We start from the raw sequence: 25,852 nt of genomic DNA on the forward strand, positions 1-25,852 counted from the left end.
CAGCCTAGCTGTCACCGCGTCAACACGGCTTCATGTTCGTGTGCGGCGTGCCGCCGCGACGACGGGTCGGTACACCCGGGCCGTGCGCGTTGCGCGCGGCAGGTCTCAGCGCCTGGGCGGAATCAGCTTCAACAGCTCGCCATCGATTTCGTCGGTCAGCACGTACACGGCGCCATCGGCGCCGACGCGTACGTCGCGGATGCGTTTGCCCATCTCGCCCAGCAGGCGCTCTTCACCGGCGATACGGTCGCCGTCGAGTTCCAGGCGGATCAGCACGCCGCCCGACAGCGCGCCCAGCAGCACGCTGTCCTTCCACGCCGACCCGCCATGGCCGGTGTAGAACGCCATGCCCGACAACGCCGGCGACACCTCCCACACGTGGTGTGGCGCCACGATGCCCGGCGCGGTTTCGCCGACGGCTTCAGGGATGTCCAGCCCGCTGTAGTTGATGCCATGGGTGGTGATCGGCCAACCGTAGTTGCGACCGGGCAGCGGCAGGTTGATCTCGTCGCCGCCGCGTGGGCCGTGCTCGGCCTCCCACAGGTTGCCCGTGCGCGGGTCGAAGGCCAGCGACTGCGAGTTCCGGTGGCCGTAGCTCCAGATTTCCGGACGGGCATCGGGCCGGCCGACGAAGGGGTTGTCGGCCGGCACGCTGCCGTCGAGGTTGAGGCGCACCAGCTTGCCTTGCAGCTTGTCGAGCCGCTGCGCCGTGGGCCGGTCGTTGCGCTCACCTTGGCTAATGAAGACGTGCCCTTCGTTGTCGAACGCGATGCGCGAGCCGAAATGATTGGGACCCTCCACCTTGGGTTGCCGGTAGACCACGTGAACATCGTCGAGTGCGGTTTCGCCCAGCGTGGCGGTGGCCACCGTGGTGCCGGCGGTGCCGTCCGGGCCAGGCTCGGAATAGCTGAACCAGATGCGGTTGCTGACGGCGAAGTCCGGCGCCAGCACCACGTCCATCAGTCCGCCCTGGCCGTGCGCCCACACCAGGGGCACGCCCTCCAGCGGTACGTCGATCGCGCCATCGGCGCCAACGCGTCGCATGCGGCCGGGCCGCTCGGTGACCAGGAATCCGCCATCGGGAAGCAGGGCGACGGCCCAGGGGTGCTCCAGTCCCTGCGCGATCCGGGTGACCGACAGCGTGCCGCCGTCGCTGGCCAACTGCTGCACCGTCGCCGTCGTGGGCGCCGGTCGCGGCCGGGCGGCTTCGATCGGATCCTGGCGAGCCTCGCAGGCCGACAGTGACGACACCAACGCAAGGCAAAGCACCGTGGCGTGAATCGTGTGACGCATGACGGACTCCGGGCGATGGGGCAGGGCCATTGGACATCTGGCGGTGCGACGCTCACGTCGCTGCGTGCCGGCAGCGATGCAGGACGGCCGTCGCCAGCTTGCTGCCAACCCGCTCAACCAGCAAGCCACGGTGTGCTGCACCCGAGCCTCGCGTCCGCTTGAACGCGTCACGCCCTTATCGATATCCCGCTGCCTGCAGCTCGAACAGCTCCGCGTAACGTCCGCCCTGGGCGAGCAGTTCGTCATGCGTGCCGCTGGCTTCCAACCCGCCGTTGGCCAACACCAGGATCCGATCAGCCATGCGCACCGAACTGAAGCGATGCGAGATCAGCACCGCGGTCTTGTCGCTGGACAGTTCCTTGAACCGCTGGAACACCTCGAACTCCGCGCGCGCATCGAGCGCGGCAGTGGGTTCGTCGAGAATCATCACCTGCGCATCGCGCATGTACGCACGCGCGATGGCGATCTTCTGCCACTGGCCGCCCGACAGATCGACGCCGGTCTTGAAGCGCCGGCCGATCAACTGGTCGTAGCCGTCGGGCAGCCCTTCGATCAGTCCATCGGCCATGGCGCGGCGCGCGGCCTCGCGGATGCGCGGGCCATCGCGCATCGCATCGATCTGGCCCACGCCGATGTTCTCGCCGGCGGTGAGGTGGTAGCGCACGAAGTCCTGGAAGATCACGCCGATGTTGGAGCGCAGCTGCTCCAGGTCGTAGTCGCGCAGGTCGAGGCCGTCGAGCAGGATGCGGCCCTCGTCGGGGTCGTACAGCCGCGCCAGCAGTTTCACCAGGGTGGTCTTGCCCGCGCCGTTCTCGCCGACCAGGGCCAGCACCTCGCCCGCGCGCAACTCGAAATTCAGCCCGCGCAGCGCCCACCGTTCGGCGTCGGGGTAGCGGAAGCCGACGTTCTCGAACACGAATCCGTGGACGATGGGCTTGGGCACCGGCACGGCATCGGGCTTGGACGCGATTTCGGGAACGATCTCGAAGAACGAGAACAGGTCATCCAGGTACAGCGCTTGCCCGGCGATCTGCGAGAAGCCCACCAGCAGTCCTTCCATCAACTGCCGCAGGCGCCGGAAGCTGCCGGCCAGGAAGGTCAGGTCGCCGATGCTGAAATCGCCCTTCACCGTGCGCCAGGCGATGTAGCCGTAGGCCACGTAGTAGCCCAGCGTGCCCAGCGCCGCCAGCAGCGAGCCCCACAGCGCGCGCCGCCGCGCCAGCGAGCGATTGGCCCGGAAGAACTTGTCGGCAAGCTCGCGGTACTTGGCGATCAGGAACCTGTGGAGGTTGAAGATCTTCACCTCCTTGGCCGTTTCCACGCTTGCGCCCATCTGCCGCACGTACTCGAGCTGACGACGCTCCGGTGTCCACTGGAAATTCAGCGAATAACCCACCGCATTGAAGTGCGACTCGCCAATGAAGGCCGGTATCAGCGCGATGGCCAGCAGCAGGATCAGCCACGGTGCATAGACCAGCAGGCCGATCGCAAAGCTGACCACTGTGATGGCGTCCTGCACCTGGCCGAACAACTGGCTCAGCAGGTTCATGCGGCCCATGGTCTGGCGGCGCGCGCGGTCCAGCTTGTCCTGCAGGTCGGGGTCTTCGAAGTCCTCCAGATCGAGCGTGGCGGCGTGCTCCATCAGCCGCACGCTGGTGACGTTGGTGAACAATTCCGACAGCAGTGAATCGCCGTAGCTGATCACGCGACCGAGCAGGTCCGAACCGATCGCCAACGCAAACTCGATGGCCAGCAGCCACAACAACGGCTGCAGTTGCCCGGTCGAAAGCGCCTGCGGCAGCGATTCGAAACTGGTGCCGGCGGCCACCAGTCGCACCGCCTCGTCGATGATGAGCTTGCCCACGTACAGCGTGGCCACCGGCAGCAGTGCTCGCACGATGCGCAGTCCCAGCGTGGTCAGCGTCAATGCCGGGCTGGTGGACCAGATCTGCTTGAGGAACGGCGGCAGATTGCGCAGCGCGTTGACGCGCTGTCGCAGGTTCGGCTTGGCGATGCCCGGACGCTGCGGGGAAGGGCCGCGGGCGGGATCGACGGCATCGTTGTGCTTGGGCATGCGCAGATTGTGCCCGTGTGCGATGGCAGCTGCGCAATCGATGGATGACGCAGATCGCAGACGCTTGCGCGGAACGCACCGCCGACACCCGCGCGAACTTTCTCGGCGACCTCTTCCCACATCCGAAAACCCGGCGTAGCATCTGTCTCACGCCAAGGGACAGACCCGCGGCGACTCAACCGTGAGGGATGCTCATGGACTACGACTACCTGGTCTTCATTGGCCGTTTCGAGCCGTTTCACAACGGCCACGCCGCCGTCGCCCGTCATGCACTGGGCAAGGCGCGCAAGCTCATCTTCCTGGTCGGTTCTGCCGACACCCCACGCACCATCAAGAACCCCTTCACCGTCGCCGAGCGCGCGGTGATGATCCAGGCCGCGCTGGCCGACAGCGCCGAGCGCCTGGTGGTGCGGCCATTGCGCGATCACCTCTACAACGAAAGCCAATGGATCGCCGGCGTGCAGCGCGCCGTGGCCGATGCGGTTCGCGCCGACGGCGGCGGCGAGCACCCGCGCATCGGCCTGATCGGCCAGGACAAGGACGCGTCGAGCTACTACCTGCGTGAGTTCCCGCAGTGGCCGCTGGTCGACGTGCAGCACACGCAGACGCTGTCGGCCACCGAGCTGCGCCGTTACCTGTACGAGGCCAACCGCCTGGACAGCCACGGTGGGCTGATGTTGATCCGTGCCAACGTGCCGGGCCCCGTGTTCGACATGCTCGACGCCTTCCGCCGGAACTCGCCGGCGTTTGCGCAGCTGGTGGCCGAGTACCAGTTCATCGAGACCTACAAGGCCGCCTGGGCGGGCGCGCCGTACCCACCCACGTTCGTCACCACCGACGCGGTGGTGGTGCATTCGGGGCACGTGCTGCTGGTGCGGCGCCGCGCCGAACCCGGCAAGGGCCTGTGGGCGTTGCCCGGTGGCTTTGTCGGTGCCGGCGAGAGTCTGCTCGACGCCTGCCTGCGCGAGTTGCGCGAAGAAACCCGCCTCAAGTTGCCGGTGCCCGTGCTGAAGGGTTCGATCAGCAACCAGCACGTGTTCGACCACCCCGATCGCAGCCAGCGCGGACGCACCATTACGCACGCTTGGCACTTCGCGTTTCCGGCCGGCGACCTGCCCGCGGTGCGCGGCGGCGACGATGCCGACAAGGCACGCTGGGTCCCGGTCAGCGAGGCGCTGGAGATGGGCGCGCAACTCTACGAGGACCACCTGCACATCCTCGAGTTCTTCCTCGGCCGCGGCTGAGGCGTGACGTTCTGCTCCGGCAGAGCGCGCAAGCACCACGCAATGTACGACAGACCTGCCCGCGGACAGACCGCTGGCACCACCGACGAGAAGGAGCTTCCGTCATGAACTACCTCGACAACCTGCTGCTCAACACCGACAGCTACAAGGCCAGCCACTGGCTGCAGTACCCGCCCGGAACGGACGCGACGTTCTTCTACGTCGAATCGCGCGGGGGCCTGCACGATCGCACCGTGTTCTTCGGACTGCAGGCCATCCTCAAGCAGTGCCTGGCCAAACCGGTCACCCACGCCGACGTCGACGAAGCACGCGACCTGTTTGCCGCGCACGGCGAACCATTCAACGAAAGCGGCTGGCGCACCATCGTCGACACACACGGCGGCCGGCTGCCGTTGCGCATCCGCGCCGTCTCCGAAGGCAGCGTGGTGCCCACCCACCAGGCGCTGGTCACCATCGAATCCACCGATCCGAACGCCTATTGGTTGCCTTCGTATCTTGAAACCCTGCTGCTGCGGTTGTGGTACCCGGTGACGGTGGCCACGATCAGCTGGCACGCGCGGCAGACCATCGCGCAGTTCCTGGAACGCACCAGCGACGACCCCGAAGGCCAGCTTCCCTTCAAGCTGCACGATTTCGGTGCGCGCGGCGTGTCCAGCGGCGAATCGGCCGCGCTGGGCGGCATGGCCCACCTGGTCAACTTCATGGGCACCGACACGGTCGCCGGATTGCTCGCGGCGCGGGCGTTCTATGGCGAACCGATGGCGGCGTTCTCGATCCCGGCCGCCGAGCACAGCACCATCACCAGCTGGGGCCGTGAGCGCGAGGTCGATGCCTACCGCAACATGCTGCAGCAGTTCGGCCGGCCCGGATCGATCGTGGCGGTGGTGTCGGACAGCTACGACATCTACCACGCCATCCGCGAGCACTGGGGCAAGACCCTGCGCGAGGAGGTGATCGCCTCGGGCGCGACGCTGGTGGTGCGACCCGACTCGGGCGATCCGGTGGAGGTGGTGCACCAGTGCCTGGTGCTGCTGGACGAGGCCTTCGGCCACGACGTCAACAGTCGCGGCTTCAAGGTGCTCCGGCACGTGCGCGTGATCCAGGGCGACGGCATCAACCCCGACAGCCTGCGCGCGATCCTGGAACGCATCACCAGCGCCGGTTACGCCACCGACAACCTCGCGTTCGGCATGGGCGGCGCGCTGCTGCAGAAGCTCGATCGCGACACCCAGAAGTTCGCGCTCAAGTGTTCGGCCGCGCGCGTCGACGGCCGCTGGATCGATGTCTACAAGGATCCGGTCACCGACAAGGGAAAGAGCAGCAAGCGCGGCCGCCTGACGCTGCTGGGCAATGCCGAAGGCCAGTACCAGACCACGATGCTCGACAACGGTGTGGTAACACCCGACCCGTCGCACCTGGACGAAGGCTGGAGCGATGCGCTGGTAACGGTATGGGAAGACGGCCAGCTGCTCCAGGATTGGAGCTTCGCCGAAGTACGCGCCCGCGCAGCGGCAGTGCGGTTGTAGCGGACGGGCCCGCGGAGGAGGGCGCGCGCTGTGTGCGCTCTCCTCAGGGGTGAGGTGACGTGCGCCGGGTGGGGCGGCGCACCGAGCGCACGATGTGCACCCAGCGGCCCCGCTTGAGGGCGCGGTGGAAGCGACGCCCGGAACGGGTTGCCAACGGGCGTAAGGCGTTTCCCTAGCGTTGATCGCGGCATTTCCCGATTTCCTGAGCCTTGCCCGGCCTTCTATAAGGTCCAGAAGAAACACAACGGCGACTCGGTAGCTTCCGGAAATGGCGATGGATCGCCAATTCCGTATCGATCCGCCGCAAACCTGGACAGCAAGGATGCTGGTGATCGTGTCGCGGGATTCCCGTGCGCTGCATCGGCGCAGGGGGCAATGAGTGACTAACAAACAGCACGTCTCGACGCCACGCAATGGCGTCGCTAGCGAGTCGCGTCACCCGGTTCTCGCGGCCGGACTTTTCACTCTCGTCGTCGGCATCCTGCTGGCTCCCATCGGGTTCGTGGTGGCCGATGCGATCGCCGATGTCGGAGCGATGGACGCCACTGTGGTGGTTCCGGACACCGCTTCCGACGTCGTCGCAGCGACGGCCGCCGAGTTCCGCGTGGACGAATCCGGATCGGCGACCTACTCGGTCGCCCTCTATGCCGTGCCGGGTACGGCAGGCGTTTCGCCGAAACTGTCGTTGAACTACTCCAGCCAGGCCAGCAACGGACCGCTCGGCAAAGGCTGGTCGATCGGCGGGTTGTCATCGGTCAGTCGGTGCCGTGCCACGCGCGAGGCGGGCGATTTCATCGTCGGTGGGGTGGTCACCGACGGTGACCCGCGGCCAGTCAACTTCACCGCCAGCGATCGCTATTGCCTCGATGGCCAGCGCCTGCTCGTCGTAGCCGATGGCCCGGCCTGTGCCAACGTGGCTGGCATGCAAGTGCAACAGCTGCGCACCGAGATCGAGACGTTCTCCCGGGTGTGCGCGTACACCCCGACCGCCTCCGCCACCAACGGTCCGGCGTTCTTCACCGTCGAGCGCAAGGACGGCTCGACGTCGTGGTACGGCGATCGCGTCAGCAACAACACCCAGGCGCTGGGCTACAACGGCTACTTCAACAGCACGGCGCCCGGCAAGACGGCGTCGGCGTTGCTGTGGGCGCAGACCCGCTTCCAGGATTCGACCGGCAACTACATTGACTACCACTACCTGAAGAACCCGGCCGGTGCGAGGCTGGGCGAGCACCTGATCAGCAAGGTTCGATACACCGGCAAGGTAGTGCTGCCGGGCCAGGTAGGCACCGCGAAAGCGCCGTACGCCGAAATCGTCTTCAACTATTCCGCACGCCCGGGTGCGCAATGGCAGCGCGGCTACCAGGCCGGAGGCGAACTGGCACAAAGCCAACGCCTCGACAGCATTGCCTCGTTCGGCGATGGCAAACCGGCGCGCTTCTACAAGCTGGCCTATGGCACCAGCTCTTCGGGCAGCAATGCCAGCCTGCTGACCAGCCTGCAAGAGTGCCGCGACGGTAGCGCTGCAGTGTGCATGGCGCCCACCACGTTCGACTGGAGTGCGCCGAGCAACGCGTTCGTTGGCGAGGGGACGTGGAATCCCGGTCTGTTCGGCAGCATGCAGAAGTTCAACGGCTACAAGCTCGGCGACATCAACGGCGACGGCCGTCCCGACATGGTGTGGCTGAAGAACGCCGACACCAGCGAAGCCTGCACCACCGAGTACATCGTGGTGGCGATCGGCGAGCTCGATTCGTACGGCAAGCCGACGTTCCGTCCTGTCACCGATCAGCAGCTCTGCGCACCCACTGAGATCAGCGTCCTGGGTGATGCCAGCTGGCAGCTGTTCGACTACAACGGCGACGGTCGCGACGACCTGTTCATGGCCGGCGGTGGCGCGAACGACACCTGGGCGATCTACCCGTCGCTGGGCGAGTCTGGAACCGCCATCGACATGGGTACCAACCTGCTGGCCGGGATTCCCATCCCGGTGAGCCGTTCGACATCGCCCACCGTCCGCCTGGAACACCCGCAGCTGGCGGACCTAAGTGGCGATGGGCTGTTGGACATCGTCTACAGCCGAACGAACGGCAGCCTGGTGGCACGCCTGATGGAGCGCAGGACCGGAGTTTTCGCGTGGGGCGCGGAGCGCAGCATCGTGTTGCCGCCCAAGCCGGCGGGCGACCCGTGCGTTGGAAGCCCTGGCGAGGACTGCGCGTCCAGCAACTACACCCAACTGAACCAGAACATTGGCAGTTTTCAGCTGCAGGACTTCAACGGCGACTCGCGCTCCGATCTCACGGCCAATCACATCACGTCGTGGTCTTACACGGTGCCGGGCCCTTGCGACACGGACAAGGGCGATGGCGGCGATCCGAATCTGGTCAGCGCAACTCCGCTGGGTCGCACGTGCCGGTACGGATTCGCGGCAGGCTTCCTGCTTTCGCTCACCGTCGATTCGATTGCGCCGGGCCATATCGGCGTCATCAAACTGTCCACCTACCGGAGCTGGAACTCGCTGCTGGCGTCGCAGATATTCCACAACCGTGAAGTCAACGAGCACTTCGCGGACTTCAACGGTGATGGCCTGACCGACCTGCTGCAGGTTGCGCATCCCAGCCAGAACTCGACGGTGCACCTCAACACCGGCGCGGGCTACGCGGCCCCCATCGCGGTGGGCATTCCCTCGAAGAAGGAGTTCATCCGGGTCGCCGACCTCAATGGCGATGGCCGCGCGGACATCATCTATCCACGCGTCACTCAGGACATGTACGTGGTTCGCTACGCCACGCGTGCCGGCGGCTTGGAGGCCGAGGTGCCGGTTGCGGGCGGCGGCGCCACCACGGACTGTGGCGATGACCCGTGTTTCAACCGCTATTCGAGCTTCTTCGCAGACCTCGATGCAGACGGCGTCCTGGACTACTTCCGTATCCGGTGGAGCGACGACGACCCGCACTTCTATGTGGCGCGCTCTACCACCCGCCATCGCCCGCGAGATGTGATCGCACGCTTCACCAACGGCTTCGGGGCGCGCACGGAAGTCCACTACGCGCCGCTGACCAACGGCGCGCTCTACCGTCGAGGCGTGAACAGTCGCAACTCGCTCAACTGGGGGCGTGGCGCGCCGGTGATGGATCTGTTGGCGCCCACCTACGCGGTCGCCTCGGTGTCCAGCAGCTCGCCACAGGCCGGCAACGCGAACGCCAAGGCGACTGTCCACTACCGTTACGCTGGCGCAAAGGTCCAGGCCGGTGGTCGCGGCTTCCTCGGCTTCCGCGAGATCGCCACCATCGACGTCAACCAGTCGGGTGGCTACGTCACCACCACTACCAGCTACAACCAGAATTTCCCCTATACCGGCATGCCGTCGCGTACCACCAAGCGTGCGGTTGTCGGCGGCAGCTACGCCGTGCCCACCTGCCTGAATCCCGCGCAGGCGGTCGGAAACGCATGCTTTGCCACGCCGGGGCAGGGGTTCCCTGCGCTTCCCGGAAGCTGGTTCTCCGACAGTCTGCAAAGCTGGGAGGCGGACACCAACATTGGTGCGGGGTTCGCCGCGTACAGCGCCGCGATACAGGCGCCGGTGCAGGTGCGTACCAGTGGCAGCGAAGAATCATTGCGTGATCCCACCAGTGGGACGCAGACAAGCCGACTGGTGACCACCTTCGACTACGCGTCGCACGGCAACGTCACCCTCACCAGCGCGGACACCATTGCCGGCGCGGGTTCGACACCTATGTCGACGGTCATCACCGCAAACACCTACAGCGCCGACAACGTGACCTACTGGCGCCTGGGCCGATTGACCGCCGCCACGGTTACCCATCGGCGTCCGGGGTTGCCGGATGTCGTGCGCAAGAGCCAGTTTGCCTACGACGTTGGCCCGACGATGACCGGCCAGCTGACGCAGGAGCGCAGCTTCGCAGGGGACGGAAGCGACGCCCGCCAGAACCTGCTCAAGGTCTACACGCTGGACGAGTACGGCAACCGCGTCCGGTCCAGCACCTGCGCCCATCCGGCAACCGCCAGCGCCTGCGCGGGCGCAGTGGACTTCCATCCGGCCACGCCAACCCACATCCGGCGCTACAGCCGCATCAAGTACGACACCAGAGGGCGCTATCCGGTCACGACCTATGAGCCCTTCTGGAACGGCGCCGGGGCTAGCGAACAGGCGACGCAAACGGTGGTGTCGCGCAACGTGTTCGGCGACGTGACCGAAACCGTCAATCTCAACGGTGTCAGCACGAGGGCGGTTGCTGGAACGTTCGGTCGGCCTTACTACGCGTGGGCGCAGGTGCGAAGCGGGTTCGCCGTCGGCGATCCCGTGGCCGGCGTCGAGGCGTGGACGACGTACCGCTGGTGCGGCACGGGCGTGGGACAGGTGTCGTGCCCGGCTGGTGCCAGGTTCCGACAGCAGGTCAGAGGAGACGTTTCCGCCACCACGTGGACGTGGTTCGACGTGCTCGGCCGCCCGATCATGAAGGCCGGCGGTACGTTCAACGTCAACGTCGCCGACAAGGATGTCAGTGGCGTGTGCACCGACTACAACGCCGCCGGCAATCCGGTGCGCGTATCCAATCCGTTCTTCCTGGCGGGAACGGGTGGCTCGAATGGCCCGACCGTCGCCGCCGATGTTTGCCAGGCCGGCCGCCGGTGGACGGTCACCGCTTATGACCTGTTGGGCCGGCCCACGAAGATCACTGCGCCGGACAGCAGTACGGTGTCCACCGAATACCGCGCCAACCTGACCATCGGAACGGACCCGCGCGGAAAGACCACCACCGAGATCCGCAACGCAAAGGGCGAGCTGTCCCAGACCATCGATGCCGATGGGCTGGTGACCGGTTACAAGTACAACGCCGACGGCACACTCTTTGAGGTGAATCGCGATGCTGGGCGCGGCCCGATTCGTAACCGTTTCGGCTACGACGAGTTGGGCCGCAAGACCGTCCAGGACGACCCGGATGCTGGCGCGCTGTACTTCGAGTACAACGCGCTGGGCGAATTGACCGCGCAACGGGACGGCGAAGGCAATCGGATCGAGAGCGAGATCGACGGGCGCGGGAGGACATGGCGCCTCACCGTTAGAAGCGCCGCCGGTTCCGTCGAATCGACATCGACGTTCGAGTTCGACACTGCCGCCAACGGTGTCGGACAGTTGGCTCGCGAGGAGGTGGCGGGTACGTACACCGCCTGGGCGGGGCAGGCTGCCACGGCATTGGAGTTCGCACGCAGCTACCAGTACGACGCCTTCGGCCGCGGTTTGGGCACAACAACCTCCATTGACGGTGTCACCTATGTCACCGCCGTTCGGTATGACACGTACGGACGTCCATGGAAGGGGATGGACGCGTCCGGACGCTGGGCGAAGACCGCCTTCAACAGCCGTGGCCAGGCAGTGTCGGTGTGCGAAAGTTCGGCAACTGACACGGACACCAGCTGCCCGTCCGACGACACCACCTACCTGAGCACGCTGGAAACCGACGCGTGGGGGCACGTAGTCCGAGAGCGTCGCGGCAACAGTGGGGCGATGGAAGTCACCCGCAGCTATCGCACCGACAACGGTCGGGTAGAAGCGGTCTGCGCGGGCGTCTCCTTCAGCTGCAACGTGCTGCAGGAGGGCTACGGCTGGGACGTCGCCGGCAATCTGCACACGCAGCAGAAGGATCGGCACTACCTCGAGACGTTTGTCTACGACAACCTCAACCGGGTCACCGGTGCCAAGTTCGCGATGCAGGCCGGTGTGCCGGTCAACGTGACATCCCTGACACACAGCTATGACGCCCTCGGAAACGTGTGCAAGCGGCAAGGCTACAGTTACGGCTACGAAGGCATGGCCGGTTGTGGCACCGGCACATTGGTGGGCAGCGGCGGCGCCGGGCCGGTGGGCGCGCATCGGGTCAGCGAGATCGGCACCAGCGCAGGCGTCGTCTCCTCGTACTACTACGACACACGCGGCAACCAGACGCTGCGTGACAGCAGCGGCACGTCGGCCGACCGCACCATCCGCTATTCGATCGACAACCTCGCGCACGAGATCGCACTGGGCAACGGTCTGCGTGCACGCTTCTGGTACGGCAGTGACGGCGCCCGCTACAAGCGCGAGGACGCCGCCGGCAGCAAGCGCACGCTGTACCTGGGCAATGTCGAGATCGAGGTCGTCGGCGGCGTCACCACGATCAAACGCACCGTGGCCGGGGTCATGCTGCAGAAGGTCGTCGGCGCGGCGGTCACCAGGAGCTACCTGTTCCACGACCATCTGGGCAGCCTTGCGCGGATCACCGACGCCAAAGGCGTCGTTACCGACAAGCTGGATTACCGACCGTTCGGTGAGCGCCGCGACACCGCCAACCCGGTGCTCAAGACCACAACCGCACCGAGCCTGACGACGCGCGGTTTCACCGGCCACGAGCACATCGACGGGCTGGGCGTAATCCACATGAACGGCCGCATCTACGACCCGGACCTGGGCCGCTTCCTGCAGCCCGACCCGGTGATCCAGGCGCCAAACAGCGCGCAAAGCTGGAACGCGTACACCTACGTATTCAACAACCCGCTTCGCTACACCGACCCCACGGGAATGATCGGTATCGAGGAACGGCAATGGGCGGCCACCGCGTTCGCGATCGTGTACACCTACTTCACCTGGGACCTGCAAGGCGGTGCGGCGATCGCGGCGGCTGCGGCCGGCGGGTTCGTCAGTGGCTCGATCGCCACCGGCAGCTGGGACGGAGGCATCCGTGGCGCATTTACCGCGGGCCTTACCGCCGGCATCGGAATGGGCGTTGCGCACTACGGCAGTGCGGTCCGCGTGGGTGCCATGGCGATGACCGGTGGTGTGCTCGAATACGTCCAGGGCGGCAGTTTCGGCCACGCCTTCGTCGCCGCCGGCCTGACCGCAGCGGTGATGCCGGGCGTGCGCGACATCCCCAACGACTTCGCCCGCATCACCGTCGGAGCGCTCCTCGGCGGCACGCTGTCAGAGCTGACGGGTGGGAAATTTGCGAATGGGGCGATCAGTGGAGCGATCCAGGTGGTTTTGTCGGGTCGGCCGCCATCCAGGGCAAGCCAAGACGCTTTCATGGTTGAGTTCAGGGATCCAAACGCTGTTTCGCGATGGGCGGACAAGGTTCCGGGCGGTCGCGAGGCGTTTGCCCGAGTAATGGTGGCGCGCGGAAAGCTTGGTGATCCGGGGCGCGTCATCTACAACCCCGTTCAGCCTGTGGGTATCGATGGATCAAAGCCCAGGGCTAGCACGTTTTCGAACGGAACGATCGAGATCTATCCGAGTGCATTTGATCTCAATTACTATGACTTCGGATCGGCTCTGTATCATGAGTATGTGCATCTCGCGCGCTTCGAGGTGTATGCGCAGTCTAATTTTCGCTATTCAATGAATACGCAGCCGCAGTACATGATGGAGGCGGAGGCCTACGGGAAAATGCTGACGCCCAGTAATCCCTTCTTTGACGGAATGTCGAAGCGCTTCTCTCTCGAAATGAGGGGCAACGACAGTCAGGTAGGCTTTGGTGGCCTTTCGGAAGCCAATCAGGCAAGGGCGCTTGCCGGTCAGTACAATTGTGCAGCCGCCCCAGGATGCTAATCATGAAATCGCTGAAACACTTGGCAATCTCGTTGTCCACGCAGAAGGCGGCCCCCGTCTTCTTGGCTGGGATGGCGTTCGCACTGTCCGCTGGCAGCCTAGAAGCGCCGCCTTTAAAGGCAAGCCTCAAGCGCGATGGCTCGTCATATGTCGTGGAGATCGCGAACGTTTCCAGCCAGACGTTGAATCTGACCCCGCTGAAGCTTGGAGGAGCAGATTTCAGCGGTCTCAGTCTTTATCTCTACGACCCATCCAGCGGCTTACTTGGTGAGGCTATGGGTACGGTATTTCCCGGTCCCCCTGGCCCAAGGCCGCAAAGAGCTGTGGTGGCGCCGCGCCGCGCACTTCTCGCCCGGTTCTCGCGCGATGAAGTCGCTAAGTATCTTGCGCCGCTTCCCAAGTGTTACTACCTCGTAGCCGTCTATCATGAGATGCAGATGGAGAGGCGAATTTGGTCGTCTCCTTCGAACGCGATCTACGAGTGTTCCTAGGGTCGAGCTGGCCTGAGTGATTTCGTTGCAGTAACCTCGAAGCACAGTGGCGTCGGGCTGCCGTTCCAATCGGAATCAATGGGGGCGGAGGCAATTAAGCCGTCCGCGTGATATGCAAGTCTGCGCTCTGCATGGCACTGCCTCCGCCGTCGCCCCAGTGGCTGAAGCGAAGCAGACGGCGCCTGACGACGCGCAGGTTTACCGGCCACGAGAACATCGACGGGCTGGGCGTGATCCACATGAACGGTCGCATCTACGACCCGGACCTGGGCCGCTTCCTGCAGCCCGACCCGGTGATCCAGGCGCCAAACAGCGCGCAAAGCTGGAACGCGTACACCTACGTATTCAACAACCCGCTGCGCTACACCGACCCCACGGGAATGATCGGTATCGAGGAGCGCCAGTGGGCCGGTGCCGCGGTGGCGATCGTGATGACGGCGATCTACCCCGGTTCCGCGCAGTTGTGGTATTCGATGCTCACCGGAATGGTGGCCGGCTGGGTAAGCACAGGGAGCATGCAGGGTGCGATCACCGGTGCGATATCGGCGGGACTGTTCGCCGGGATCGGCAGTTACTTCGACTCAGCGAGGTGGGCCAACGCCCCATCGGGAAGCGGCGCATTCGGTTCCGGCCTGACCTGGGGCGGATACGGCGCCAAAACGCTGTCGCACGGCGTTGCCGGCGGCGTGATGTCAACAATGCAGGGCGGCAAGTTCGGACACGGCTTCGCGAGTGCCGGCGTGGCGCAGGCGTTCTCGCCGATGATCAACAACATTGGCAACAACGCTCCTTCCTACGCACCGGCGCGTATCGCGGCGGCGATAATCCTAGGGGGTACTGCCTCGCTCCTCAGCGGAGGGAAGTTCGCCAGTGGTGCGGTTACGGCGGCGTTTTCGCGAGCGTTCAATGATGAGACCCACCCCGAAGGGGGCACATGGACAGGGGCCGATCGCGCACTAGCTGAACTCAAGCGTATTGCGGAAACGGTTACTTCTCCCGAACTCTCGGACTTCCGGGATGCGAGCGTTAGATTTTGCGGAGGAGTGAAAGCAGCGGGATGCATAAGGGTTGGATTCGAGGGCGGAAAGCCTGCGTTCGATGCAGTCGGGGGCGCGGGAGTTGCGACTGGTCTACAGTTGGAAATGCAAACCGACTGGGGCGGAGTACCCGAGGGCGCAGCAGGTGGCCCGCGGGGATGGGTGGGAGTCGAGTTTAGTGCTAGTGCTACGGTTCTAGGCGTGGGAACCGGTTATCGAGCGACAGGGCTGATGACTACGCAAGGTGCGTTGGTTGACGAGGGCGTAATTCCCTTGCGATGGAAGCCGGGGTCAGTTGTATCCCGTATAGGTAGTGTGATCGCGGGTGGGCGCGTGGGCGGTGTCTTTCCTTATCAGGCAATTGATGTAACCGAGCAGCCTTAGGAGAGGGTGAATGAATATCACGTTAGCTGCTATCCCTGTTTCAGTGATCGTTCTTACGGTTGCGGTCCTAATATGGCGTCAAGCTAAGCGCGCCGCATCAGTTTGGGCGAAATTTGAGCTGTATACAGTGTCAATCGGAATAATTGCCTTTGTCAGTCTAGGGTGGATATTTGGCTTGTGGCATTGAGGTGTGGGCCGGGGGATCGGACTCATTCTCTTGTCATTGACGGCGTCAGCCATGCCACCGCGGTCCGATATGACACGTACGGGCGCCCCGGAAGGGGATGGAAGCGTCCGGACGCTGGGCGAAGGGCCGCCATGAAGAAGATCTTTCCCTTATTGGCCTTCCTGGTCCTCATGCTGGCTGCGTGTGGAGCCGAAAACTCTAGTGCGACAGATCGTGTCGCAGGGTCGAGGCCTCAATGCGCTAGCGAGCACAACGGCCAGGATCGGCCTTGCCAAATTTCACCGTACAGGTTGGTGTCCGTAGGCACTCCTGCAGACGGAATGTATGTGAGCACAGTTCTGTTTTACCCAGGCATGGGTGTGAAATTGTTGTTTGTCAACGAAGACGCGGCGGAACATGAAGACTACTCGTCCTCCTTCCTCGTACTCGGCGCTGACGCGGGCAAACTTCCCAAGGAGAGGGGCTTCTACCGCGTAGTCGCAAGGTTAAATAATGACCATTCGGATCATGGTGTTGGCTCTGGGGTATATAGCCAGGCGGGTACATTCACAGAGCTTGTCGAAGTGCGACGTAAGGTTGCCATGATCTCCCGGTTGGAGGAGTGCCGTCAGCTAGGGTGCTCGGTTCAATATCAAGACGGAACGAAGACAGGCGAGTAGCCGTCAGCATTGAAGCCGGCAGTTCGACCTGTCGTCGTCGGAGATCGAAAGCTGGACGGAAATGGTTCCAGGTTCATTTTCTTTGGCGTTGATACGCGGGTCTGGGGATTCTCTGGCGATGACTTCGGAACCCGCTCCGATGGTGGACGGAAATGGTTCCAGGTTCATTTTCTTTGGCGTTGAGACGCGGGTCTGGGGATTCTCTGGCGATGACTTCGGAACCCGCTCCGATGGAGCGGAAGCCTGCCTATCATCAAACTGCATCGGTGATCTCACGTCGTCCTACACGCAGAGAATCGAATCAATGGGGACGGAGACAATTAAGCCGCCCGCGTGACATGGGAGTCAGTGCTCTGCATGGCACTGACTCCACCGTCGCCCCAGAGCCTGAAGCGAAGCAGACGGCGCCTGACCACGCGCGGTTTCACCGGCCACGAGCACATCGACGGGCTGGGCGTAATCCACATGAACGGCCGCATCTACGACCCGGACCTGGGCCGCTTCCTGCAGCCCGGTGATCCAGGCGCCAAACAGCGCGCAAAGCTGGAACGCGTACACCTACGTATTCAACAACCCGCTTCGCTATACCGACCCCACCGGAATGATCGGTATCGAGGAGCGCCAGTGGGCCGGTGCCGCGGTGGCGATCGTGATGACGGCGATCTACCCCGGTTCCGCGCAGTTGTGGTATTCGATGCTCACCGGAATGGTGGCCGGCTGGGTAAGCACAGGGAGCATGCAGGGTGCGATTACCGGCGCGATATCGGCGGGCCTATTCGCCGGAATCGGCAGTTACTTCGACTCAGCGAGGTGGGCCAACGCCCCGTCGGGAAGCGGCGCCTTCGGCTCCGGCCTCACCTGGGGTGGATACGGTGCCAAATCGCTCTCGCACGGCGTTGCTGGCGGCGTGATGTCATCAATGCAAGGCGGAAAGTTCGGGCACGGGTTCGCCAGTGCCGGCGCGGCGCAGGCGTTCTCGCCAATGATCGATACCATCGGCAACAACAGTCCTTCCTACGCACCGAAGCGAATCGCCGCAGCGGCAATCGCAGGAGGTGCCACCTCGATGCTGAGCGGTGGAAAGTTCGCAAATGGCGCTATTACAGCAGCGTTCTCAAGGGCGCTTAATGATGAAGCGAGTCGGTCGAATGAAAGGCAGTATGGATTCCCCGACAACTGGCAAAGCTTGGAAACGAACTTCGTTCCGTACTTCACGGACGACCAGGCATACTTGGCAGCTTCCGCCGTTAATGGCGTAGTGCTCGCTGACTGGGTTTGGTCATTCAACGGCGAAACCGCGAAGATTGGCATCGGTGATATGAGTCTAAGTGACGGGTCATCTATGCGTCCGCATAGATCTCACACTGACGGGCTTTCGGTTGACCTGAGGCCAATTCGGACTGATGGCTCGGGAGGTAGACCTACATGGCGAAGTAGTACTTATGACCGTGCGGCAACGCAGAGATTGGTGAATGCACTGCGTGTCAGCGGCAATGTCGACTACATATACTTCAACGATCCCGGTGTAACGGGTCTGAAATTCTGCTGCACTTCTAGCCCAGCGTTGCACGACAACCATTTACACGTGAGGTACAAGAAATGAAGATAGCGAACCTACTTCTTGCTTTCTGCCTTGGCGTGACCTCTTCCGCAATCGGTGGCGATGTCACCCGCGAAGGAGACGTTAATGGAAGCTACTTAGTAAAGACTGGCCCCTTTGAAATTGATCCAGATCCTGAAGATAGAGATGTCAGGGTGTACTTGTCCCTCAAGAGTGACGGTGCCCGGGCCATGTATGAAGCAATCGAAGGTGGGGCAAGTAACGACTTCTGCGGCGATAAGGAGACCTGGGTTAAGCACGCAGGAGATGTAATTTGCTTTAAGAATGCAGGGGGGTATGAATGTGTTTTTGCTCTTAACATGCATAACGGAAAGCTTGAAAACGCTGCTGCTTGTTGAGTCGTGAGGGCCGCAGTCATGCGTCGGGACCGGTCGCGCAATCTGCGACGTCCTCGTTGAAGTAGCCCCGAGAGGTGGTTATGAAGATGTCCGGAAGTTTTACTCTGATGCTATTGGGTGCTTCTTATGTTGCTTGGTGCGGCGTCGGGACCGATGTCAAGGCTGCCTCTCGGAAAAGTGATTCCTTGGTGGGCGACAGATCGTCAGGTCGGATATATAAATCAACAGAAAGTGAGAGGGCGATTGTTATTCGCCGGGCGGGTGCTGGGTCAGTTCATTTCACCATTCTTGATGGTGCGGTGCCAAGTTCGAAAGTTCTTGAAGGCTTGGCCACTCGAATCAACGAGGGTCTGGATCCTGACACTGGGGCTGACGTTGATGGTATAGCGTATCCACTGGATACGTATGTTTATAGCGAGCCGCAATGCTATTTTGAAATCGGGGTCGGCCAATCGCCGGAATTTGATTCAAATCTTGAAGTCAGTAGCTGCGCTTGCCGAGGGGTTGGCAATCAGTCGTGCCCTTTGGAGGATGGCGTTCTATACATCCGCCAGGAGGGCGTTGGTGGTCTTTGAGGATTTCCGAAAAGCCTCAACGCCAAAAAATGTGTCAGTGCACAACTCCCGCGGGGTGCCCATGAAACGAGCCTATGTCTATCTCCTGCTGATGCCATTGACGGCCTGTGATGGCGTTGCCCAGAAGGGCATTGTGCCAACTTCGCAAGAGACTGAAAGCCGCCTCGCATCTCCCTGTGTTGGCGATGGTGCTTGCCAAGTCTCAATGGTAGGCGTCCTTGCAATGCCAAACCTGTTCGACGAACGTGAGATTCGGACAGTCGGATATCTCGTTCCTCGCGGTAATGAAACCAGGTTGTACTTGGACAGCGAATCCGCGCGTGAGAATATCCTTGATCGCTCTGTATTGATGAGGTACGACGATAGATACCCGAGGACTCAGCGGATGTTCTCGGGGCCGGCACGTTACGTTTCAGTTATTGGAGTTTTCTCAGACGAGGCAGGGCGCAAGGGTCGGTTTCACGAGAATTTTGATGGAGCAGGAACTCTTGCCCCTACTTTTCCGCCATCGGCAATCAAAGGTGCAGACGTGGAGGAGGCTCGAAAACAATCTCGCCCCTCGGATTGATGGGGCAGAGAGGTGCCGTAAATTGAAGGGCCGCTACGGGCGTTCCGCTATGTGGCACTTCATCCGCCAGGCTGATCAAGCTCTGGAAGCCGAAGTAGCGGTTAATGGGGACGGAGGCAATTAAGCCGCCCGCGTGATATGCAGGGTCAGCGCTCTGCAGGCACTGCCTCCACCGTCCCCCAGAGCCTGAAGCCGGAAATGGTTCCAGGTTCATTTTCTTTGGCGTTGAGACGCGGGTCTGGGGATTCTCTGGCGATGACTTCGGAGCCCGCTCCGATGGAGCGGAAGCCTGCCTATCATCAAACTGCATCGGTGATCTCACGGAGTCCTACACGCAGAGAATCGAATCAATGGGGACGGAGGCAGACGGCGCCTGACGACGCGCGGTTTCACCGGCCACGAGCACATCGACGGGCTGGCCCGCGCGACAGCTGGGCGGAGGCAAGTATGCAAATGGTGTCCGGCAGACCCTTTCCATGAAAAAAGAACTACTAACGTCGATAGCGGCATTCCTTCTGCTGCTGGCGAGCTCGATGCACGTGCGTTCCACAGAGCCCACCCAGGCGTCCACTGCCTATGCGAGTGTACAAGCTGACTTTCAGTTGGCTTTGCGTCAATCGATGGACACGCTCTCCCGCAGGAGATTTGTCTTGGAGGGAAAGCGGATCGTGCTGACACCAATTCGGCAATACGTTGTGGTTTCCTTTTTAAACATCGAGCCGCAATACGGTGGTCAAGCCCACGTGGTGTATGACGTAGAACTTGGTAGGGTGGTTCACATAAGGCGCGAGCAGTAGCTGAATCAAACTGTGCCATGCAACTTTCTCGGATATCGCGCGATGTTTGGCAGGCTGGGCTTGTGACTGTACCTTGCTAACAACAATGTTTGGCGGTTTGGGCTTTATGCCCTTCTTCTCGCGGCATCTGAATGTTCATATCTGCGGCAGGTGCTGAAATGAAGATGGCGAACCTTCTACTTGTCGTCTGTCTTGGAGTAGCGTTTCCCGCGAGCGGCGGAGATGCGCCTGGCCGCGGGGTGTTGGATGGAAATTATGTCGCAAAGAATGGCCCCTTTGAGGTTGATCCAGACCCTGAAGATGGAGGTGTGAGGGTTTATATGTCCATCAAGAATGAAGGGGCTCGGGTCATGTATGAAGCTATGGAAGGCCGGGCGAGCAGCAACTTCTGTGGCGATGGAGATACCTTGGTCAAGCGAGCAGGGAATGTAATTTGCTTCAAGAGCGCTGGTGGCTATGAATGTGTCTTTGCTTTGAACATGGATAGCGGTGAGCTTGAAGATGCTGCTGCTTGTTGAGACGCGGCGAGCTTCCGCAGTCGCCAGGTCAATGGCCGCCCGGTTCGGGTCAGCGGATTCAAGCCGTTTTGTGGGCGTTACGCCATGAGAGCTATCGCGGCGGCATTCGTTCTGTACGCCGTATCGGCGACCGCATTGGCGGGCTCAATAAGCACCGGGGACTGCACGAAGGCAGATCTAGTCGACTTCAGAGATCGACTGATTCTAGAGAGGGGCCTGACATATTCGCCCTATGCCATTGAAGGGCCGTCAGACAGAGCCTCGGAAGGTGAGCGAATCGTTGGCCTCTTTGAAGGCGCGACGCTACGCAGGCTGGTAGCTACTTTCGCCGGAGCAGCTGGCTCTCAACGGAGCGTCTATCTATTGTGGCCCGACCAAATTGCCGTCAGCGTTTCCGAAGATGGCGCAAGCCCGAAGGTAATCTTCATCTGCGGGATAGATCAGGGTGCTCAGATCGATGCGGAAGATCGAGCCTTGATTGACGATTTGAATTATGCGAGGCGTAGAGTTAAAGCGCCGTAGGGCTTTCAGTACGGCATCAATCTGACCCCGGTGAGCCTTGGAGGAGCAGATTTCAGCGGTCTCAGTCTTGTCTGTACAACCCTACCAATGGCTCACTTGGTGAGGTCATGGGTATGACGTTTCCTGGGCCCCCCGGTCGAGGCAGCTGGGCGATTGCGCCGATGAAGCGGCATTCGTCGCGCGGGCGGAATCTTGGTTCGCGCGGGCAAGAACGCTTTCCCATGTTGGAAGACCAGGCACACGCCGAACAGGCGGGTTCGTCACAAATGCGCCGTACCCCGTGGAGGCCAGCGCGCTTCCCAGCGCTAGCCGCCGCGCAGCGCCGCAACCACCTCACCGATGGACTGCGCTTGCGGGACGGCGATCTGTGCGGCGACGCCGACCAGGGCGATGAACACCAGCACCAGCACGAAGGGGACGATGGTGTGGCGGATCGCGGTCTGCCACCAGTTGTTGGCGTCGATGCGTTTGAGGCGGCGGTACAGGCCGCCGGCGATGGCGGCGTCGAGCAGCAGGTCGGCCATCAGGGTTGGTGCGATCCAGACCACCCACAGCATCGCGGCGCCGCCGGCCAGAGCGGCGGCGATGGCGATGATCACGGCTCCGGCCTCCTCGGCATCGGCGATGGCGGTGACAGGGGAGACGTCGAGATTGTCGGCACCCACGTCGAGTGGCGCCGGTTGGAACCCGGCATCGGTGCTGGTGAACGATGCGGACGCGCCGGCGCCACCGGACTGTCCGCCGCCGCCAACGTGCCCGATCGGCGATGGGGCGGGAGTCTCGCCGGCCCATCCGGAATCCACCAGATCGATCCAGTTGGAGCGTCGCCAGTGCAGCCAGATACCAAGCACCACCAGGAACACCAGGTAGGCGATGCCGGTGGTGAGTGCGTAGCGCAGCCACAGGGTGGTGAGTCCGCTTTCGCGAAGGACGTACGAGGCCAGGAAGCCGGCCAGCGCGGTCAGGATCACCATCAGGCTCATCTGCAGTCGCGGCCACTCCTGCCGTTGCAGGCGCAGGCGGATGGCGGCCAGCGCGCCGGATCGCGTGATGGTGGACGATGCCGGGGATCGGTTCATTCGGAAGAGCTCATCGCGGCGTGGCATCGGGGCGAGGGCCAGTTCTTGCCCGCGCGCCGCCGCCATGCGCGGGTTGCGCACCTGGCGAGCGCATCGCAGGGAGGTGTGGTGCCAGAGGGACGGCGGTGCCGATGTGCACCGCCGTCGAATCCTGCCTTCAGGCCAGCTGTTCGAGCATGAAGTCGGCACTGGAAACGCGGAATTCGCCCGGCGCTTCGACGTGCAGCTGACGTACCACGCCGTCCTCGGCGTACAGCGCGAAGCGCTTCGCGCGCGTGCCCATGCCGTAGGCGCTGGCATCGAGCTCCAGGCCCAGCGCGCGGGTGAACTCGCCATTGCCGTCGGCCAGCATCAACAGGCCGTCGGGCACGTTCTGGCTCTGCCCCCAGGCCTGCATCACGAAGGGGTCGTTGACCGACAGGCAGGCAACGTCGATGCCCTTGCTGCGGAACGCGTCGAAGTGTTCGACGTAACCCGGCAGGTGCCGCTCGGAGCAGGTGGGCGTGAATGCGCCCGGCACCGCGAACAGCACGACCTTGCCGTCGCCGAACAGGGTGAGGGTATCGACGGTCTCGACGCCTTCGCGGATGCGCTGCAGCGGGACTTCGGGCAACTTGTCGCCGACCTGGATGGTCATGGGGCTTTCTCCTTGTGGGGGCCGTAGTCTAGGCGGGCAGCATGCACCAGTGCGATGACGAAGCGCGTCAAGCGCGGCGTTGTGATTGCCCCGCGGCGCGAAAGGTTCGCGCAACGACTTGAAATCGACGCCGCGACTGCCATCCTGTCGGCCCTCGCGCGTGCGGGGCGATTTTGAACGCACCACCCAAAGCACCACCGACATCACTGCCCGGGAAAACCGCCGATGCAATTCAAGGATTACTACCAGACGCTCGGCGTGGAAGCCGGTGCCGGAGAAGCGGAGATCAAGACCGCGTACCGGCGCCTGGCGCGCAAATTCCATCCCGACGTCAGCAAGGAAGCGGGTGCGGAGGAGAAGTTCAAGGCGATCAACGAAGCCTACGAAGCGCTGCGCGACCCCGAGAAGCGCAAGGCGTACGACCAGCTGCGCTCGCGCGGGTACCGGCCGGGCGATGAAGTGCATCCGCCGCCGGGCGGTTTTGGCGGTGGCTTCGGTGGCGTCGACTTCGAGGAGATCTTCGCTGGTGGCGGTGCCGGTGGTGGCTTCAGTGACTTCTTCGAAAGCATGTTCGGCCGGGGCCGGGCTCGCGCCGGCGGCGCTGGGCCGGGATTCGGCCAGCCGCAATCGCCGCCGCGCGGCGACACCCGCGCCAAGCTGGCCGTGTCGCTGGAGACGGTGTTTTCCGGCAGCAACGTGCACATCAACGTCAACAACAAGACGCTCGACGTGCGCGTCCCCAAGGGGATTCGTCCCGGCCAGATGATCCGCCTGATGGGGCAGGGCACGCACGGCGACCTGTTGCTGGAGATCGAGTACGCCGCCCATCCCCAGTTCGAGGTGGACGGGCGCAACGTCATCCACGTGCTGGCCTTGGCGCCGTGGGAAGCCGCGCTGGGCGCGACGGTCAGCGTGCCGACCCTGGGCGGCGCGGTCGAGCTCAAGATTCCGGCGGCATCCGAGGCGGGACGCAAGCTGCGCCTGCGTGGGCGGGGCCTGCCCGCGGACGCCAGTGGCAAGTTGCCGGCTGGCGACCAGATCGTCGAGCTGGAAATTCTGGCCCCGCGCCCGCAGTCGGAGGCGCAGCGCGAGGCGTATCAAACCCTGGCCGAGGCATTTGCCGGCGAATGGCGTGCCTGAAGGGTCCGGTCGGCGGCGATGACGTCGCCGACCCGTCGCAGGTCAGTGCGGCAACAGCTCGGTGATCAGCGCCGACAGATCGGTCTCGCTGAAGGGCTTGGTGATGTAGGCCTTGGCGCCCTGGCGCATGCCCCACATCTTGTCGGTTTCCTGGTCCTTGGTGGTCACCAGCACGATCGGGATGTGCTTGGTGGTCGCTTCGCGGCTGATCGAGCGCGTGGCCTGGAAGCCGTTGAGGTTGGGCATCACCACATCCATGAGGATCAGGTCGGGCAGTTCGCGCTTCGCGGCCTCGACGCCGGCGGCGCCGTCTTCCGCGGTCAGCGGTTCGTGACCAAGTTTTTCGACGATGCGGCGAATGCCCATCAGCTGGGACGGCGAGTCGTCGACGATAAGGATGCGGGCCATTTGGGTTCCCCTGGGAGTCCGGGCGATTGTAGCGGCGGCCCGCGAGGTCGCAAGCCGCGAAAGGGTGGCGGCAGCGCGCTAGGTCGTAAGCGGCCGATGGTCGGTAGGGGCGTGGTGGTGGTGGCGCGATCGCACGCGGGCGAAATCAGAAGCTGACGAGGGTGCGGCCGACCGAACCGCCGGCGAGCATGCGCGGGAACACCGTCGGCAGATCCGCCAGGCCGACCTCGCGGGTGCAGATCCGATCCAGGTGTGCCGGCTTCCAGTCGCTGGCCAGGTGTTGCCAGACCTGCTCGCGCAGGTCGCGTGCGGTTCCGGCCGAGGCCACGCCCAGCAACGAGACGCCGCGGATGATGAACGGCATGACCGTGGCGTCCAGTGCGTGGCTGGCGGCCAGGCCAGCGCTGGCGACATTGCCGTATGGCGCGGTCTGCGCCAGCAGGCTGGCCAGCATGGGACCGCCGACGTTGTCGAGGCCACCACCGAAACGCGCTGTTTCCATCGGACGCTGGGTCGACAGGGCGTCGCGACCCAGCACCTGGCCGGCGCCGATCGCCTTGAGGTAGTCGGCATGCTCGGGTTTGCCGCTGATGGCATGCACCTCGAAGCCGGCGCGGCTGAAGATGTCGACCGCCAACGACCCCACGCCGCCGGTCGCGCCGGTCACCGCCAACGGACCCAGGTCGGCGGTCTGGCGGTTGTCGCGCATGCGCAGCAGGGCCAGCCCGGCGGTGAAGCCGGCCGTGCCGAGGATCATGCTCTCGCGCAGCGTGAGCCCGGCGGGCAGGGCGATCACCCATTGCGCGGGAAGTCGCACGTACTCGGAGTAGCCGCCGTCGCGGGTTTCGCTGAGGCCGCAGCCGGTGACCAGCACCGCATCGCCCTCGCGGAAGGTCGGGTCGCTGGAGGCCACCACGTGGCCGGCCACGTCGATGCCGCCCACCAGCGGGAAACGGCGCAGGATCTTGCCCTCGCCGGTGCCGGCCAGCGCGTCCTTGAAGTTGATCGACGAATGCACGGCCCGGATCACCACCTCGCCGGGCGAGAGGTCGTCGACCGTCAGCGCTTCGACGCCGCTGCGGTATCCCTGGGCGTCGTTGTGGATTCGGAAGGCCTGGAAAGTTCCGGTGGGGCTCATGGGGTGCTCGCTG

The 25,852-nt window shown here is 63.5% G+C and carries 18 protein-coding genes; 11 read left to right on the forward strand and 7 right to left on the reverse strand.

What is annotated here, in order from left to right; translation table 11 throughout:
- Positions 1-105: 105 nt before the first annotated feature.
- Positions 106-1,293, reverse strand: a complete 1,188-nt coding sequence (locus tag EER27_RS05865) for a PQQ-dependent sugar dehydrogenase (RefSeq protein ID WP_123087075.1) — start codon at positions 1,291-1,293, stop codon at positions 106-108.
- A gap of 175 nt (positions 1,294-1,468) precedes the next feature.
- Positions 1,469-3,367 (reverse strand): ABC transporter ATP-binding protein, encoded by a 1,899-nt coding sequence (locus tag EER27_RS05870; protein WP_123087076.1) that lies wholly within the window; start codon positions 3,365-3,367, stop codon positions 1,469-1,471.
- A gap of 188 nt (positions 3,368-3,555) precedes the next feature.
- Between EER27_RS05870 and EER27_RS05875 the strand changes: the two genes are divergently transcribed.
- From EER27_RS05875 to EER27_RS05890, 5 genes are all read left to right on the forward strand, one after another.
- On the forward strand, positions 3,556-4,611 hold the full coding sequence (locus tag EER27_RS05875) for a bifunctional nicotinamide-nucleotide adenylyltransferase/Nudix hydroxylase (protein ID WP_123087077.1): 1,056 nt from the start codon (positions 3,556-3,558) through the stop codon (positions 4,609-4,611).
- Positions 4,612-4,715: 104 nt separating this feature from the next.
- Complete coding sequence (locus tag EER27_RS05880; RefSeq protein WP_123087078.1) at positions 4,716-6,137, forward strand: nicotinate phosphoribosyltransferase; 1,422 nt, start codon at positions 4,716-4,718, stop codon at positions 6,135-6,137.
- Positions 6,138-6,516: 379 nt separating this feature from the next.
- On the forward strand, positions 6,517-13,740 hold the full coding sequence (locus EER27_RS05885; protein ID WP_148040949.1) for an FG-GAP-like repeat-containing protein: 7,224 nt from the start codon (positions 6,517-6,519) through the stop codon (positions 13,738-13,740).
- A gap of 2 nt (positions 13,741-13,742) precedes the next feature.
- Positions 13,743-14,231, forward strand: coding sequence for a hypothetical protein (locus EER27_RS16875; RefSeq protein WP_148040950.1), 489 nt, complete (start codon positions 13,743-13,745; stop codon positions 14,229-14,231).
- A gap of 131 nt (positions 14,232-14,362) precedes the next feature.
- Positions 14,363-15,652 (forward strand): RHS repeat-associated core domain-containing protein, encoded by a 1,290-nt coding sequence (locus tag EER27_RS05890; protein ID WP_123087284.1) that lies wholly within the window; start codon positions 14,363-14,365, stop codon positions 15,650-15,652.
- 849 nt (positions 15,653-16,501) lie between these two features.
- Here EER27_RS05890 and EER27_RS17275 read toward each other — a convergent pair.
- Positions 16,502-16,666 (reverse strand): hypothetical protein, encoded by a 165-nt coding sequence (locus EER27_RS17275; protein ID WP_223807190.1) that lies wholly within the window; start codon positions 16,664-16,666, stop codon positions 16,502-16,504.
- A 346-nt stretch (positions 16,667-17,012) separates the two neighbouring features.
- Between EER27_RS17275 and EER27_RS16880 the strand changes: the two genes are divergently transcribed.
- The 5 genes from EER27_RS16880 (at position 17,013) to EER27_RS16895 (ending at position 20,915) form a co-directional block, all read left to right on the forward strand.
- Positions 17,013-18,101 carry a hypothetical protein gene (locus tag EER27_RS16880; RefSeq protein WP_148040951.1) on the forward strand — a complete coding sequence of 363 codons (1,089 nt, stop codon included), beginning with the start codon at positions 17,013-17,015 and terminating at the stop codon, positions 18,099-18,101.
- Positions 18,098-18,457, forward strand: a complete 360-nt coding sequence (locus tag EER27_RS16885) for a hypothetical protein (protein ID WP_148040952.1) — start codon at positions 18,098-18,100, stop codon at positions 18,455-18,457. Before EER27_RS16880 ends, EER27_RS16885 begins: the two co-directional genes overlap by 4 nt.
- 80 nt (positions 18,458-18,537) lie before the next feature.
- Entirely contained in the window at positions 18,538-19,032 is a 495-nt protein-coding gene (locus EER27_RS16890) for a hypothetical protein (RefSeq protein ID WP_148040953.1), read from the forward strand.
- 1,044 nt (positions 19,033-20,076) lie between these two features.
- Positions 20,077-20,397, forward strand: coding sequence for a hypothetical protein (locus tag EER27_RS05895; protein WP_148040954.1), 321 nt, complete (start codon positions 20,077-20,079; stop codon positions 20,395-20,397).
- Positions 20,398-20,555: 158 nt separating this feature from the next.
- Positions 20,556-20,915 (forward strand): hypothetical protein, encoded by a 360-nt coding sequence (locus EER27_RS16895; RefSeq protein ID WP_148040955.1) that lies wholly within the window; start codon positions 20,556-20,558, stop codon positions 20,913-20,915.
- 827 nt (positions 20,916-21,742) lie between these two features.
- Here EER27_RS16895 and EER27_RS05900 read toward each other — a convergent pair.
- On the reverse strand, positions 21,743-22,516 hold the full coding sequence (locus tag EER27_RS05900; protein WP_148040956.1) for a hypothetical protein: 774 nt from the start codon (positions 22,514-22,516) through the stop codon (positions 21,743-21,745).
- A gap of 157 nt (positions 22,517-22,673) precedes the next feature.
- Positions 22,674-23,153, reverse strand: a complete 480-nt coding sequence (locus tag EER27_RS05905) for a peroxiredoxin (protein WP_123087082.1) — start codon at positions 23,151-23,153, stop codon at positions 22,674-22,676.
- 225 nt (positions 23,154-23,378) lie between these two features.
- On the opposite strand from EER27_RS05905, the gene EER27_RS05910 reads away from it, so the two are divergent.
- On the forward strand, positions 23,379-24,293 hold the full coding sequence (locus EER27_RS05910; RefSeq protein WP_123087083.1) for a DnaJ C-terminal domain-containing protein: 915 nt from the start codon (positions 23,379-23,381) through the stop codon (positions 24,291-24,293).
- Positions 24,294-24,335: 42 nt separating this feature from the next.
- Here EER27_RS05910 and EER27_RS05915 read toward each other — a convergent pair whose 3' ends face one another.
- Entirely contained in the window at positions 24,336-24,701 is a 366-nt protein-coding gene (locus EER27_RS05915; protein WP_123087084.1) for a response regulator, read from the reverse strand.
- Between the two features lie 145 nt (positions 24,702-24,846).
- Positions 24,847-25,839: a YhdH/YhfP family quinone oxidoreductase gene (locus EER27_RS05920; RefSeq protein ID WP_123087085.1), complete on the reverse strand. Its 993-nt coding sequence runs from the start codon at positions 25,837-25,839 to the stop codon at positions 24,847-24,849.
- Positions 25,840-25,852 lie beyond the last annotated feature (13 nt).

The organism is Montanilutibacter psychrotolerans, assembly GCF_003719825.1.
Lineage (GTDB): Bacteria > Pseudomonadota > Gammaproteobacteria > Xanthomonadales > Xanthomonadaceae > Montanilutibacter > Montanilutibacter psychrotolerans.